The 14,265-nt window shown below is 65.6% G+C and carries 13 protein-coding genes and 1 tRNA gene; 10 read left to right on the forward strand and 4 right to left on the reverse strand.

Annotated features, from left to right (window positions below):
• Positions 1-631: 631 nt before the first annotated feature.
• On the forward strand, positions 632-3,241 hold the full coding sequence (locus ACVWZ7_RS07520) for a phosphatidylglycerol lysyltransferase domain-containing protein (RefSeq protein ID WP_456507461.1): 2,610 nt from the start codon (positions 632-634) through the stop codon (positions 3,239-3,241).
• A gap of 135 nt (positions 3,242-3,376) precedes the next feature.
• Here the strand turns inward: ACVWZ7_RS07520 and ACVWZ7_RS07525 are convergent, their stop codons facing one another.
• A complete protein-coding gene (locus ACVWZ7_RS07525) occupies positions 3,377-4,711 on the reverse strand; it encodes an alpha/beta hydrolase (protein ID WP_456507462.1) in 1,335 nt (444 codons plus the stop codon).
• Positions 4,712-4,989: 278 nt separating this feature from the next.
• On the opposite strand from ACVWZ7_RS07525, the gene ACVWZ7_RS07530 reads away from it, so the two are divergent.
• The 4 genes from ACVWZ7_RS07530 (at position 4,990) to ACVWZ7_RS07545 (ending at position 7,443) form a co-directional block, all read left to right on the forward strand.
• Complete coding sequence (locus tag ACVWZ7_RS07530) at positions 4,990-6,285, forward strand: alpha/beta hydrolase (protein WP_456507463.1); 1,296 nt, start codon at positions 4,990-4,992, stop codon at positions 6,283-6,285.
• Between the two features lie 18 nt (positions 6,286-6,303).
• Positions 6,304-6,489, forward strand: coding sequence for a hypothetical protein (locus ACVWZ7_RS07535; protein WP_456507464.1), 186 nt, complete (start codon positions 6,304-6,306; stop codon positions 6,487-6,489).
• Positions 6,490-6,497: 8 nt separating this feature from the next.
• Positions 6,498-6,662 (forward strand): hypothetical protein, encoded by a 165-nt coding sequence (locus ACVWZ7_RS07540; protein ID WP_344360991.1) that lies wholly within the window; start codon positions 6,498-6,500, stop codon positions 6,660-6,662.
• Between the two features lie 217 nt (positions 6,663-6,879).
• Entirely contained in the window at positions 6,880-7,443 is a 564-nt protein-coding gene (locus tag ACVWZ7_RS07545; protein ID WP_456507465.1) for a DUF805 domain-containing protein, read from the forward strand.
• A 34-nt stretch (positions 7,444-7,477) separates the two neighbouring features.
• Here the strand turns inward: ACVWZ7_RS07545 and ACVWZ7_RS07550 are convergent, their stop codons facing one another.
• On the reverse strand, positions 7,478-7,639 hold the full coding sequence (locus tag ACVWZ7_RS07550; protein ID WP_456507466.1) for a hypothetical protein: 162 nt from the start codon (positions 7,637-7,639) through the stop codon (positions 7,478-7,480).
• 351 nt (positions 7,640-7,990) lie between these two features.
• On the opposite strand from ACVWZ7_RS07550, the gene ACVWZ7_RS07555 reads away from it, so the two are divergent.
• A complete protein-coding gene (locus ACVWZ7_RS07555; protein WP_456507467.1) occupies positions 7,991-8,641 on the forward strand; it encodes a hypothetical protein in 651 nt (216 codons plus the stop codon).
• Positions 8,642-8,879: 238 nt separating this feature from the next.
• Positions 8,880-9,059 (forward strand): SHOCT domain-containing protein, encoded by a 180-nt coding sequence (locus ACVWZ7_RS07560; protein WP_456507468.1) that lies wholly within the window; start codon positions 8,880-8,882, stop codon positions 9,057-9,059.
• 72 nt (positions 9,060-9,131) lie between these two features.
• On the opposite strand, the gene ACVWZ7_RS07565 is transcribed toward ACVWZ7_RS07560, so the two are convergent.
• Together ACVWZ7_RS07565 and ACVWZ7_RS07570 are read right to left on the reverse strand one after the other, a co-directional pair.
• Positions 9,132-9,208, reverse strand: a tRNA-Thr gene (locus ACVWZ7_RS07565).
• 243 nt (positions 9,209-9,451) lie between these two features.
• Positions 9,452-10,342, reverse strand: coding sequence for a DsbA family protein (locus tag ACVWZ7_RS07570; protein WP_456507469.1), 891 nt, complete (start codon positions 10,340-10,342; stop codon positions 9,452-9,454).
• A 180-nt stretch (positions 10,343-10,522) separates the two neighbouring features.
• Between ACVWZ7_RS07570 and ACVWZ7_RS07575 the strand changes: the two genes are divergently transcribed.
• From ACVWZ7_RS07575 to ACVWZ7_RS07585, 3 genes are all read left to right on the forward strand, one after another.
• Positions 10,523-12,043 (forward strand): alpha,alpha-trehalose-phosphate synthase (UDP-forming), encoded by a 1,521-nt coding sequence (locus ACVWZ7_RS07575; RefSeq protein WP_456507470.1) that lies wholly within the window; start codon positions 10,523-10,525, stop codon positions 12,041-12,043.
• Positions 12,033-12,869 carry a trehalose-phosphatase gene (otsB, locus tag ACVWZ7_RS07580; protein ID WP_456507471.1) on the forward strand — a complete coding sequence of 279 codons (837 nt, stop codon included), beginning with the start codon at positions 12,033-12,035 and terminating at the stop codon, positions 12,867-12,869. The genes ACVWZ7_RS07575 and otsB overlap by 11 nt, the downstream gene beginning before the upstream one ends.
• Before the next feature lie 277 nt (positions 12,870-13,146).
• Positions 13,147-14,229, forward strand: a complete 1,083-nt coding sequence (locus ACVWZ7_RS07585; RefSeq protein WP_116767022.1) for an ABC transporter ATP-binding protein — start codon at positions 13,147-13,149, stop codon at positions 14,227-14,229.
• Positions 14,230-14,265: the final 36 nt, after the last annotated feature.

Raw genomic sequence — 14,265 nt, forward strand, 5'->3', positions numbered from 1 at the left:
AAAAAGCGAACGCCATCCAAGTCGCTAGGATCAGGCGTCGAAAACAACGGTGTCCGAATCGGGATTGCCTTGGGACGCAGTGGGCGGCAGGGACACACGAGCCGTGTCGGTCGATGACCGACATGGAGCGTCTTGGCCAGGTTTCTTGTGTCACGGTTGGAGGTCAACTGCGCCCGTCGATTATCCAGTGATGCTCATGGTTTTCCCAGCCACGCATCGGAGAATGAAGGTATGTATTTGGTCGAAACCGGCGCCTACGAACAGGCATCGTCGCACATCGCATTGGCATCTGGTTCCGGTTCCTGCTCGTTGTCGACCTTCGAGGGGCGCCGCTGCTGAACCTGATAACCCGGGGTGCGCTACCTGGGCGACGTCAGCGGACGCGTCCTCAATAGCAGCCATACTTGACGCCGGTGATGGAGCGGCCTTTCTTGCGTGCGTTCCAGCCCTCCACTTTGAATAGGATGCACGCTCTCGACACCGGCACTCGTGAACAGCGGCGAGCCGGTAGAACGTGCATCCGGCCGGCAGGTCCGGGGTCTCACCCTTGATGCCGGCCGCCCTGAAAGGAATCCTCGTGACTGTGCTGACGCCTGATCACGCAAGCACGCCATTTTCCGTTGCCGGGCCCTTGAAAAAGCTACGCGCCGCTCCGGTGACGGTGGGCTTTGTCCTAGCGTTCTGGGCTGCGGGAGCATTGTCCTCCTGCCTGATCTCTGGCCCGAGCCCGTCACTGCGGACCCACTTGGCGGCGACAGCGCACTCCCTGCCGGGGAACTGGTGGGCTGTGCTGACGTGTGCGCTCTGGGCACAAAGCCTCGGCGGGTACCTGCTGGGCACGGCGTTGGTCCTCGCCGTCGGCATCCCGCTTGAACCTCGGATGGGAAGCCTGAAGTTCGCCGCCGCAGGTCTGGCTTCACACGTTCTGGGCATCGGCGCAGCCCTGGGCTTCCTGGCCGTGACACAGCAAACGCTGAGGAGCTTGACCCTGGAAATGAGCGGGCATCTGTTACTGGGGCCCAGCGCACTGATCGTGGGAGCCCTGATGGCCGGGACCGCCATGATGCCAACCCTGTGGCGGCGCCGGGTCCGCCTGGTCGTCTTCGCGTTGCTGATACTCCTGGCCCTCTACAGCGGCGGGTTCGCCCACCTTGTCAGGCTCGGCGCCGCAGCGACCGGAGCTCTTCTGGGCCCGATCCTGCTGGGCAGGCTTCCCACGTTCGGGCGCCCGGTGAGCTCCCGGCATGAAGGCCGGGTCTTGATCGCGCTCCTGCTGGCGGTTTCGGCCGTCGGCCCGGTCGTGGCCGGTCTTGTCCCGCATGCCGCCGGCCCCCTGGCGGTCCTGCGATTCCTGTTTACCAACATCCAACCGGTGGATCCGCAGAACCTCCAGAACCTGTGCTCCGACCCCGGCCAGGCCAAGGACTGCGCCGCCGCCCACCTGCAGCTGCGCGCCGGGGCCGGTGGCATCTTCATGGGAATCCTTCCATCGTTTCTGCTGTTGCTGCTTGCCGACGGCCTCAGCCGCGGGCGCCGCTTCGCTTGGACCGGCGCCGTACTGATCCAGCTCGCGCTCTCGCTGCTGGCCGGCATCACTATTGCCGGGGTTCTCCTGCGAGCAGCACCGGACACCTCGGCCATGGAGGGGATCGGCGCCATCGCAGCATCGGGGTACGCACACCCGTTCAGCCTGATGGTTCCGTTGCTGTTGCCAATCGCGCTGAGCCTTCTGTTGCTGATAACGCGCAGGCTCTTCTTGGTGGCGGCTCCGTCTGGGACATACACCCGGCTCTTGTCACGGGTTCTTGCCCTGGGAGTGTCCCTTGGTGCGTTCTACCTGCTCGCGGGACTGGCTCTTGCCGGTGGCTTCGCACCCGTTCCCGGGCCGGCCGAACTGTTGGCGGATATTCCGGACAGATTCCTGCCGCTCGGATACATGGTGGACGTGTCGCCGGCGTTTTTCCCCCAAAGCACCGCAGCGGTTCTGCTGTACGAGGGCATCGGCGTCATCTTCTGGGCCGCGACCGCCGTTCTGGTGCTGAACACCTTCTTGCGTCCGGTCCCGATCCAGCACAACGCCGGCGCTGCGCGCGCCCGGGACATACTGAAAACGCGGGAAGGCAGCTCGTTGTCCTGGATGACGACCTGGCAGGGCAACAGTTACTGGTTCTCCGCCACGGGAGAGAGCTTCGTCGCCTACCGCGTCATCGGCGGGATCGCCCTCACCATGGGTGTGCCGGTCGGTCCCGGGCCGGACCGCGAGGACGCCTTCGCGGACTTCACCAGCTTCTGCACCAGAGAAGGGTGGACTCCGTGTTTCTACTCCGTCCCCCAGGACCTGCGGGACCATGCCGCGTCACTGGGCTGGCGGTCCGTTCAGGTGGCTCAGGAGACGGTCCTGCCGCTGGACTCGATGTCCTTCAAGGGAAAGAAATTCCAAGACATCCGCACGGCCATGAACAACGCCGCGAAGGCCGGCATTCGCACGGAGTGGATGACATACGCCACCGCACCGTTCCCGGTCCTTGCCCAGATCCAGGAGCTCTCCGAAGAATGGGTGGCGGACAGGAAGATGCCCGAAATGGGGTTTACCCTCGGCAGCCTGGACGAACTCAACGACCCTGATGTCCGCCTGCTGCTTGCCATCGACGGGCATCACAGGGTCCACGCCGTCCTCTCCTGGCTGCCCGTCTACCGCAACGGGACCATCGAGGGCTGGACCCTGGATTACATGCGTCGACGCAGCACGGGGTTCCGTGCCGGCATCGAATTCCTCATCGCCTCCGCGGCACTCAGCTTCAAAGACGAAGGATGTGGCTTCATGAGCCTGTCCGGGGCGCCCCTGGCCCGGGCGAATGTGACGTCACCGGACCTGGCCGCCCCGTCGGATCCGCAGACAGTCGGCGGCCTGGACCGGCTGCTGGACCGGCTGGGCGCAACGCTGGAACCCGTGTACGGGTTCAGGTCCCTGCTGGCCTTTAAGGCAAAATTCCAGCCCCGTTACGAACCCCTTTACATGCTCTATCCCGATGCGGCATCACTGCCCGCCATCGGAAACGCCGTCACCCGGGCCTATCTCCCCACCATCAATTTCGGAGAAAGCCTTGCACTGGCCCTGCGAATGGTTCACCGGCCCACCCGAGAGCGGTCCGCAGCGCTCCGCCATCCAGCGCCGGTCCCCGCCGCCAACCACGTCGACGAGCCCAAGGATGAACGGCCCGGTGCCGTCACCCCCGGGTGACGTCCCGCGGACCGCCGGGACGATGCCGGGGCGATGCGACGCGCGGCGCGGCATCGTCGGCGAGTGCGGTCGGGTGTGTGCCGGGTCTTGAACGCCGAGGTCTTCGGCGCGGTGGCTGCGAAGCGACTGTTCAGTTCAGGGCCGGACGAGGCCGAACCTTTGGTTCAGCAGCGGGAGCCCGGATCTGAGGCCGAAGTTAACGGCGTCCCCGAGGTGACCTATCCCGTCGCCGACGAACCGGCTGGTAGTCATGCCGGCGGCCTTAGCGTCCGCCTCGGCCTTGGCGCCCTCCGGCCCGTACCTGGAGTCCAGGGCGCCGTTGGTGAAAATGGCGAGTTCGTCGTTGTATTTGTGTGCTTTGAGGATCGTGGCGGGTTTCTCCGCAGTGAATGCGGCTTTGTCGCCGCCGAAGATGGTCTTCACCGTGTTGTCGGCGTTGCGGTCCACGGGGTTCAGCTCTCCCGAGATGTCCAGCAGCGAGCCGAAGATCTCCGGCCGCTTGGCCGCGAATGAGAGGGCGCATTCCCCGCCGTTGGAGTACCCGGCCACAGCCCACTGGGTCCGGCCGCTGGCCACGTTGAGGTTCTTGTGGATGTAATTGACGACGTCGGTAGTGACGTAGGTGTAGACGTTGCCTTTGGCGGAATCAACGCAAACCGGATTTCGGTAAGGATTGCCCAACTGGTCGATCGTGAGCACGATCGGTGCCAGACCGTTGTTTTGCTGCGCCAGCGCGTCCAGCTGCTGCACGGCGGTTTTGCTCTGTTCCGGGCCGCCCGGCTGGCCCATCATCATGACGATGATCGGCAGGGCCGGCGGATTGTCCACCAGGGCCGCGGGCGGCAGATATAAGAAGGCGTCGCGGGCGTGGAAACCGGACGCGTTCGCGGGTATCGTGACCGAGCCGCTCACTCCGGCTGACGGGATCCCCGCCGGGGGTTTCCAGCTCTGCCACAGCGCTGTCCCACTTTGTGCCTGCGGCACAGGGTTGAGTTTCGGCAAGACCAGATGGCTGGTATGGTCCACGCCCAGCATGGCCCCCAACGTCGGGTTCAGCCCGTAGCCGGCGTTGATCCCCAGCGCCGCCGTCACAACGAACACCAGGCTGGCGGCGATGGCGGCCACTTTGCGCCACCAGCGCGACCGCCACAGGTTCACGACGGCGAGACCGACGCCGGCGAACGCAGCGATGACCCAGGTGCGGGTGCCGGCATCCAGTGGCAGTCCGAAGACGTTCAGCACGACTTCGCAGACGAACAGGGTAACGGCGCCTGACAGGGCGCCGCCGGCAACACCCGCGGTGGCGGTGATGATCCACGAACGGCGTCCTGGCCCCGTGGTCCCGCGGCGCAGCTGCCGCGGCAACAGCACCGGGCGCACGAGCAGGTAGAGCGCTGCCAGAGCGGAAAGGGCATAGACGGTGTAGAGCAGTGACGTGTCGATGACATTGAGGTTGAAAAGCTGTTCCACCCCGCCTCCTCCTGTTTGGCATGGCCCGTGCTGGCAGTCCCGGTCTGGACAGATCCACGGCGGGACCCGGCAGCGGCGACCCCCGGAACGTTATAGCACGGCAGTCATCATGGACGCTGGGAATCCGTCCTCCCAGCCGGCAGCAATCCTCAGCCGCTATGATCAGCGGCGTGACCGGACGGGCAGTCCGGGATGGGTTCAGGGGCGAAATGGCCCCGGCACGCCGGACGATGCCGTTCCGGCGGGACGCTGGCCGCAGAATATGGTCGACAGGGGACATGAAAAAATTCATTCTGGCTCTCAACATCGTTGACGGTCCCTTGATCGTCGCGGCATACGTGCTCAGCGCGGCCTTGTGCGCGGCCCTTCTGGTGCGACGCGGGCCCAAGCCGGTCGCCATGACGGCACTCTGGGGTGCTGCCGGCGCCGTGGTCGGGGCCGTCACCTTAGTGGTGGCGGAGAAGATCGTGCAGGCATTCGGCAGTCCCCTCGACTGGTCCGTTCGGATCTGGGTCATAGTGTTCTTCGCCGGCCTCGGCGTCTGCGGGGCGAACTTCCGGGGATCCGGCATCTGGCGGAAGGTGCTCGCATCCGTGGCGGCTCTCTGCTTTGCTGCCACGGCGACCCTGGGAATCAACGCCTACTACGGACTGAACGTGACGCTGGCCTCCTTCCTGGGGGTCTCCCTGGCCCCAAGGATTGACTTGGGACCGGTCCCGCCCCACGCCGCCGCACCCCAGAAGCCCCTGTGGGATACGTGGAAGGCGCCGGCCGGAATGCCCTCCGAGGGTTCAACCGCCCAGGTGGTCATCCCGCCCCAAATATCCGCGTTTCCCTCACGCCCGGCTGGCCTGTACCTACCCCCGGCGGCACGGGTCCCCAATCCACCGGCCCTGCCACTGGTGGTCCTGATGATGGGTCAACCCGGCGACCCGGACCCGCAGTACGCAGCCGCAGTCCTGGACGACTACGCAGCACACCACGACGGACTGGCACCGATCGTCATCGTCGCCGACCAACTCGGCGACCCCATGGTCGACAACCTGTGCCTCGACTCGGCCCTTCACGGACGCCCGGAAACCTTCATCAACCGCGACGTGGTCGACTGGGCACGAAGCCACCTGAACATCATTGACAACCCGAAATACTGGACCATTGCGGGCTATTCAAACGGTGGACAGTGCGCCATTTCCTTCGCCGCCAAGTACCCCTCGATCTGGGGCAACGTCTTGGACATATCCGGGGAAGAATACCCGGGGGCCGAGGACCCCGAGGGCAACCTCCAGGATGTCTTCGGCGGCAACCAGGCAGCCTACGACGCCCAGAAACCGGTCAACATCATGAAACAACAGAAGTACCCCGATACCCGTGCCATCTTCACGGCCTCAACCGACGACCCCGTCTACCTGGACGCGGCCCGTCACGTCTCGGCAGCGGCAGCGGCCGCGGGAATGACCGTCACCTACTACGAGGTCCCCAACGGGGGACACGTCATCGGGGCGCTGAACGGGGGCCTGAACAAGGGATTCGAAGTCCTCTACCCCCGGCTCGGCCTCTCCCGCCCCACCCCGTAGGAGCCTCCCGGCAGGCGCTTGAACGCGCCGGCACCGGTCTCCTCAAACCCCACGTCTCCCACCGTCATCTCCCACATCGGGGGCAATACCAGCTTCGCGTGGTGGCCGTCCTACCGGATCGAAATGGCCCAGACCTACGGGACCGGGAAGTCACTGCAGTGCGTGGCCCTGCACGAATGCGCCCACATCGCCTCTTTCAGCTAACCGCACGGATGAACGCCATCTACGGCAGCCGGCCGGCGGGCAAGGAGCAACTCGCCGACTGCATGGCGTACGCGATGGGCGCCGACAAGAACTATGGCGGCACCTACACCCGGGACTGCAGCGGCTACCGGGGCACCGCCGCCCGGAAAATCTTGGCCGGACAGAAGCCCTGATGCGGGGGCTGTTGCCCCCTTCACCGGGACGGCGGCCGTCGGCAGTGGCCTCGTCCACCTGCAGGCCATCGGTCCTCGTTTTCCGTGTCCTGACCTGCGAAAACACTGCGCCCGATACCGCGGCCCGAGGATGTTTCGCCGATACGATGGCAGCGCAGAGCCCGGTCGAAAGCGGCGTCCGCTGGTCTAGCCTTATCCACACCATTGAAGGAGCACGATGTCAGGTCTTCAACCTCCGCAGGGCCCCGGCCAGCAGTCGTGGCCGAGCGAGCAGCCGCGGCATACCCAGGGGTGGGCGTCCAACCCGTACGCCGCGCCTGTCTACCCGGGCTCGGTATCCGGGCCGGTGCCGCCCTGGGCACCGTTGTACGGCGCTTCCCTGCCGGAGGCCGTGGCGAGATTCTTCAAGAAGTACGCAACGTTCTCCGGCCGGGCCAGCCGGAGCGAATACTGGTGGGTGGCACTGGTCTCCGGAGTCCTCTCACTCATCCTGAACATCTTCACGCTTGTCGGCGGATCCGCCGGCGCGACCCTGCGACCCGACGGCACCACCGTCCCTGGCCCCGGGTACATCATCGGACTCATCCTGTCCGTCATCATTTCCCTGGCCATCATCGTCCCGTCCCTGGCAGTATCCGTCCGGCGGCTCCACGATGCGAACATGAGCGGCTGGATGTACCTCCTGGTGCTGGTTCCTTTAGTCGGGCCCATCCTGATCCTCGTCTTCCTGGCGCAAGGCCCCAGTCCGGAGGGCCAGCGGTTCGACAGGCCGACCTGGTAGGCAACTTGCTCCACGGTGAAGGCGTGCTGCGCTATCAGGCAGGAAGAAGTTCCCAGCCATCTTCTTCATGGGTCAGGCTCCGGACGATCCGGTAATCCCCAGAGGCCTTGAGCGCCGGTACGGCATCGAGGGCGGCCTGTGCCGCTTCGAGGCTGCCATGAGTGACGACGCCGTTGCGGCCGGGCAGAAACTTCACGCCTACTCGAAGTAGGTCTCTTCGAACTCGGTGAAGTCAGCCTCGAACAGCTCTTTCGTCAGCAACAGTCCAAGGCAGGACGCGGTGACGCCGTTCTCGACGAGTTAGGCGACGATGCTGGCCTGCCGTGCCGGCCGGCCGGTAACGACCCGCTGGAACGACCGTGGTGCACCGTCTTCCATGTCCGGGCATACAGCGCCCTGCTCGCCGAACTGGACCCGGCCGCCTGACCGGCGCGGCGCAGCGGCCCCGGGCACGAACCGCGGGGTAGAACAAACAGGGGGAGTTTCGGCTCCCCTTTCTGCTGTCCGACCGGGCACGCTCTTCTGACCCGCCGAACACATGAGGACCATGACCTTCTCCCGCCGCCGCATTGCCCTGCTCGCCACTCTCCTCGTCACCGCCCTGGTGGTCGTCGGCTACCTCTACACCAGTTCACGAAACTCCCACGCCGCAGCGCCGAAAGCATCAGCCTCCGCAGCCCCGTCAGCGTCCGCCGGTCCCGCGCCTGCGGTGAAGTCGGTGCACTCCCCCGACAAGGTCGCCGTGGACGAGACGCTCGCCGCCGGCCAGTGCAAGGCCCGCACCGTGGACGCCAACGCCGGACTCTACCTGCCCGATCCGGCCTGCACCCCCGGTGCGATTGATCCGGCCGTCACCCAGGACAACCTTGCCTCCACCATCTGCACGTCCGGCTACACGACCACGGTCCGAGCGGGCACGACCCAGGCCAAGAAGCTCAGCCTCCAGCAGTACGGCCAGACCACGGCGCCCTCCACCGAATACGACCACCTGATCGCCCTCCAGCTTGGGGGCACCAACTCTGTCTCCAACCTCTGGCCGGAACCGAACCGTGCCGGTGCCCCGGGGACCACCAACCCCAAAGACGCGATCGAGACCCGGCTGAACAAGGCCGTGTGCGCGCACAAAGTCACGCTCGCCGCGGCGCAGAAGGCGATCGCCGCCAACTGGGTCACCGCCGAGAAAGGCCTCGGCCTCTAAGCGCCAAAAGTCCAGAGAAGGGAGGCGGGGATTGGCTGGCAGACGCAGCGGCACGGCGGAGGCAGGCAGACTCCGTGGGGCAATGGCCCGATGCGCAAACAATCGGCCACGGTCAGACGTCCGGCCTGGCTCAGGCACGCTTCACTGGAACAGCCCATGATGACCATTTCGCGCCTTGGCGGGTAGGTGGCGTAAGAGTTGAGGCGCATCCGCGCCTCTCCTTGGCAGTGCCATCATCATGGCGATCATTCGCTGCAGTCAGGCTAGCCGGACCAAGACGGCGAAGCCGACCGTCGCATCCCAGATCGAGGACTTGGCCCGGCTTAGAGACAAGGGCCTGTTGACGCCCGACGAGTTCGAGTTGAAGCGGCCAGAACTGCCGCGCCGTCCGAGTCGCCGCTTTGCGGTCTATGAATGAAGCGTGTCGTGCCCTGTTGGCACACACAAAAACCCCTCCATCCCGGACAAAATCACCGGAAGGAGGGGTTCGTGGGGCCCCCTGTCGGATTCGAACCGACGACCCCCGCTTTACAAGAGCGGTGCTCTGGCCAACTGAGCTAAGGAGGCATTCCTGCGGCCCGGCCTACCCACATCAGATGCAAAATGGGGCAGATATCAGGACGCTAGACAAGGGTAGCCCACCGACGCCCGGTGAGAAAAACGCGCAACGCCCCCGCCGCGAAGCAACGGCCAACGCGACGGCCACCAGGAAGGCCCGGCCCCCGAGAAAATCCGGGGCCGGGCCTTCGACTGCGGGCCTTTAATAGCTGTCCTCAACAGCCGCTTCAACTGCGGCCGTGTGATGTCCGGTTACTTCTTGGCGTCGACCGCGGCCTGGAGGTACTGGTCGAACGGGGTCTGGGCGCTGTCGCCGACGCCCCACTGCTTGCCTTCGACGAAGACGGTCGGGGTTCCGGTCACGCCGATCACCGCGGCCTCCTGGGTGGTGTGCTTAATCCACGGACGGAACGTCTTGTCATCCACGCACTGGTCGATGCTCTTGGCTCCGACGTCGGTGGCCATCTTCTTCAGCTCGGCATCGGAGAGCCCGGCGCTGCCTTCGGCCGGCTGCTTCGCGTACAGCTGGTCGAAGAAGTCCGAGTACTTCTCCGGGGACTCGTTCACCACGCAGGCTGCAGCGGCGGCCGCGCGGGAGGAGTAGTTGGTGGTGGATCGGCTGTCGAGGAAGCCGAGCGGGCGGTATTCCACCGTGATCTTGCCGTCATTGCGCAGCTTGGTGAGGGTCTCGTTGTACTGCGTCTCGAAGTTCTTGCAGACGGGGCAGATGAAGTCGACATAGAGGACCACCTTGACCGGCTTGCCGGCCTCAGCCTCGGCGCCCGGGGCCGTAACCGGCGACGGCGGCGTGGCCGGCGCGGCGGGGAGGTCGGACAGCTTCACCGTGGCCGGATCGGTCTTGGCAACCTGGTTGTTCGCCAGCAGGGTGACGCCGCCGTGGATGTTGCCGTTGGCCGGGGTGGGCCCCTCGTCGGCGACCGGGGCGTTGTTCTTGATGTTGGACGTGACAACCAGCGCCACAATCACGATGATGGCGACGACGGCGGCAACAATGCCCCAGCCGATCAGCAGCTTGTTGCGCTTGTCCTTTTTCAGCTGCGCCTCGCGGATCTCACGGGCTTTCTCGCGCGCCGCGGCAGTGCGCTCTGCCTTAGACTGTCGGGGTTCGTTTGCGGGGCTCATTGGTTCCTCGGGTCGTTCGGCCAGGGGCGGTCCACTCAGTGGCAACTTCATCATTTTAGGGGAGAAACCCGAGAACTTGCGCTTTCAAGTTTCCCTCCGCCTGCCCAACGGACGAATAGCCCGGAAGATTCCGTACAGCTAGGGTTGATAGACAGCCACGAGCGACCCCAGGGGGCACCAATGGAAGCAACGGACAGCGCCGATCACGGCGCACGAGACACCACTGAAGCGGCGAAAACAGCCACCGACGGGGCAGCAACTGCTGCCGGGACGGGGGGCCAGTTCGACTTCATCGTAGTGTCCAACCGGCTGCCCGTTGATCGCTGCTCCCCCGAGGACACGGGCTGCGAGGACGGCTGGCGCCGTTCCCCCGGCGGACTCGTGACGGCGCTGGCTCCCATGATGACCAAGACGGACGGCGCCTGGGTGGGCTGGCACGGCGCGCCCGATGAAACGGTCAAGCCCTTCAGCCACGGCGGCATCGACCTGGTCCCGGTCCATCTCAGCACGGCCGACATCGAACTTTTCTACGAGGGCTTCTCCAACGCCACCTTGTGGCCGCTGTACCACGACGTGATCGCCCCGCCGGAGTTCCACCGCACCTGGTGGGACTCCTACCGGAAGGTCAACCAGAGGTTCGCCGACGCCGTCGTTCACCACGCGGCCGAGGGCGCCACCGTGTGGGTGCAGGACTACCAGCTGCAGCTGGTCCCGAAGATGCTGCGGGAGGCCCGGCCGGACCTGAAGATCGGGTTCTTCAACCACATCCCGTTCCCGCCGCCGGAGATCTTCGCGCAGCTCCCGTGGCGCCGTGCAATCATCGACGGTCTGCTGGGCGCGGACCTCGTGGGCTTCCAGCGCAGCAGCGACGCCGGGAACTTCATGCGCTCCGCCCGTCGCTTCCTGGGCGCCAGCGTCAAGCAGCAGCAGGTGCACGTCAAGGGGAACGACGGCGACACCACCCACATCGCCCGCGCCCAGGCCTTCCCGATTTCCATCGACGTCAAGCAGATCAGCGAACTGGCGCGGAAGCCGGAAGTCATTGAGCGCGCCCGCCAGATCCGCCGGGACCTGGGGAACCCGAAAACCATCCTGCTCGGCGTCGACCGCCTCGACTACACCAAGGGCATCCGCCACCGGCTCAAGGCCTACGAGGAGTTGCTCGCCGACGGCAAGGTCACGGTGCAGGACGCAACCCTGATCCAGGTGGCCAGCCCCAGCAGGGAACGCGTGGAGCAGTATCGCCTGCTCCGCGAAGAGGTCGAGGGCACCGTCGGCCACATCAACGGCACCTACGACACCATGGAGAGCACGGCCGTCCGCTACCTCCACCACAGCTACCCCATCGAGGAGATGGTGGCGCTGTACCTCGCCGCGGACGTCATGCTGGTCACCGCGCTGCGCGACGGCATGAACCTCGTGGCCAAGGAATACGTCACCGCCCGGACAAACAACGACGGCGCGCTGGTGCTCAGTGAATTTGCCGGCGCTGCCGACCAGCTCAAACAGGCCCTGCTGATGAACCCGCACGACATCGACGGCCTCAAGGACACCATCATGAAGGCCGTCAACATGCAGCCGGCCGAGGCCTCCCGGCGCATGCGCGCCATGCGCAAGCAGATCCTGGATCACGACGTCGACCTCTGGTCCTCGGACTTCCTGGCCGCCCTGGCCGAAAAGGTGGTGCGCGATGACTCCTGATGCCACCGGCAGGAATTCAGACACCAGTAATTCAGACACGGCCCCGCTCTCCCTCTCCCCCGAACTGCTCGAGGCGGTGCGCCGTATCGCCGGCACCGAGCAGCTGCTCGTGGCGATGGACTTCGACGGCACCATGGCCCCCCTCGTGGACCATGCGGCCGACGCCCGCGCCCTCCCGCGTTCGGCCGCGGCCTTCGCCGAGCTCACCGGACTTCCGCGGACGACGACGGCGCTCATCTCCGGGCGCGCCCTGGACAGCCTGCGGGCCGTCGCATCCCCGCCGGAACACACCCTGCTGATCGGCAGCCACGGCGCCGAGGTCTGGATGGGCCCCGGCTCTTCGGAACTGATGCTCGACGACGCCCAACGGAAACTCCTGGCCGAAGTCCGGAAGGAGCTTGAGGGAATCGTCGAACAGGCCCCCGGGACCCTGCTGGAAGACAAACCGGCCGGCGTCGTCCTCCACACACGGCTGGCCGCCGACGACGTCGCCGAGGACGCCGTCGCCGCGGCGCGGGCAGTCCTGCAGGACCGCAGCGGCGTCTTCCTCAAAACCGGCAACCGTGTTCTGGAGACCTCTGTGGTGCACGCCTCCAAGGGAGAGGGCATCGCCTTCCTGCGGCAGGCCACCGGAGCCACGGCGGTAGCCTTCGCCGGGGACGACACCACTGACGAGGACGCCCTGGCCAGCCTCATCCCGGGCGATCTCGGCGTGAAAGTCGGGCTTGATTTCACCCAGGCCGAGTTCCGGATCGAGTCGCCGGTGCACGTCTGCGAACTGCTCGAAGCCCTCCTCCGGGAGCGCAAACGCGCCGTCGGAGGCTGAACCTAAAACCGCGGGGGGGCACGAAAAACGGCCGCCAAGCGGGCCCGGGTGGGCAGCATCACATGTGACATCCGTAACTTTTTGGCCCAATTGCCACAAATCTGACATACTCTGTTTGTGATGTGGCGCACAGCTACCGTGCGGCGTCACTGGATACTCCTCGGCTTCGGCCGAGGAGTATGCGCATGAAAACCCACAATTGAATTAACAACTGCATAAAAAGACCATTCACTACGGATCGTCCGGCACGTACCTGCCGGTGAAGGGATTGATAACTGTGGCTACAGTTACTTTTGATAACGCAACACGTCTGTACCCGGGCACCGATAAGCCCGCTGTTGACAAGCTCAACATTGACATCGCCGATGGCGAATTCCTGGTCCTCGTTGGACCCTCCGGCTGCGGAAAGTCGACCTCCCTGCGCATGCTTGCAGGTCTTGAGGACGTCAACTCCGGCCGCATCCTGATTGGCGATCGTGACGTCACTGACGTTCCGCCGAAGGACCGCGACATCGCCATGGTGTTCCAGAACTACGCCCTGTACCCGCACATGACTGTCGCGGACAACATGGGCTTCGCGCTGAAGATCGCCGGCGTCAGCAAGGAAGAGCGCGCCGAGCGCGTCCGTGAAGCCGCCAAGCTCCTGGACCTCGAGCCGTACCTGGACCGCAAACCGAAGGCACTCTCCGGCGGCCAGCGCCAGCGTGTTGCCATGGGCCGCGCAATCGTGCGTAACCCGCAGGTCTTCCTCATGGACGAGCCGCTGTCCAACCTTGATGCCAAGCTGCGCGTGCAGACCCGCACCCAGATCGCATCCCTGACCCGCCGCCTGGGCGTCACCACGGTCTATGTGACCCACGACCAGGTCGAGGCCATGACCATGGGCGACCGCGTCGCCGTGCTGAAGGACGGCCTGCTGATGCAGGTCGACACCCCGCGCAACCTCTACGACAAGCCGAAGAACGTCTTCGTGGCCGGCTTCATCGGCTCCCCCGCCATGAACCTCCTCGAACTGCCGGTCGTCGACGGCGGCGTGCAGTTCGGCGGGACCGTCTACCCGGTTCCGCGCGACGTCCTCGAAGAGGCCCACGGCCAGACCGTGACCCTCGGCTCCCGCCCGGAAGACCTTGAGACGGTCGCCCAGGGCGAAGGCCTCCAGGTCGAGGTCGACGTCGTCGAGGAACTCGGCGCCGACGCCTACGTCTACGGCCACACCACGCTGGACGGCACGAGCCACGACATCGTGGCCCGCGTCGATGGTCGCCGCCCCCCGATGAAGGGTGAGTCCATCTGGGTCCGCCCGCAGTCAGGCCACGTGCACCTGTTCGACACCAAGACCGGTCTGCGCCTCGGCGACTAGTCCCCACCGGCCCCCTAGGCTGCAACCGACGGCGGT

Source organism: Arthrobacter sp. TE12232 (assembly GCF_054062615.1).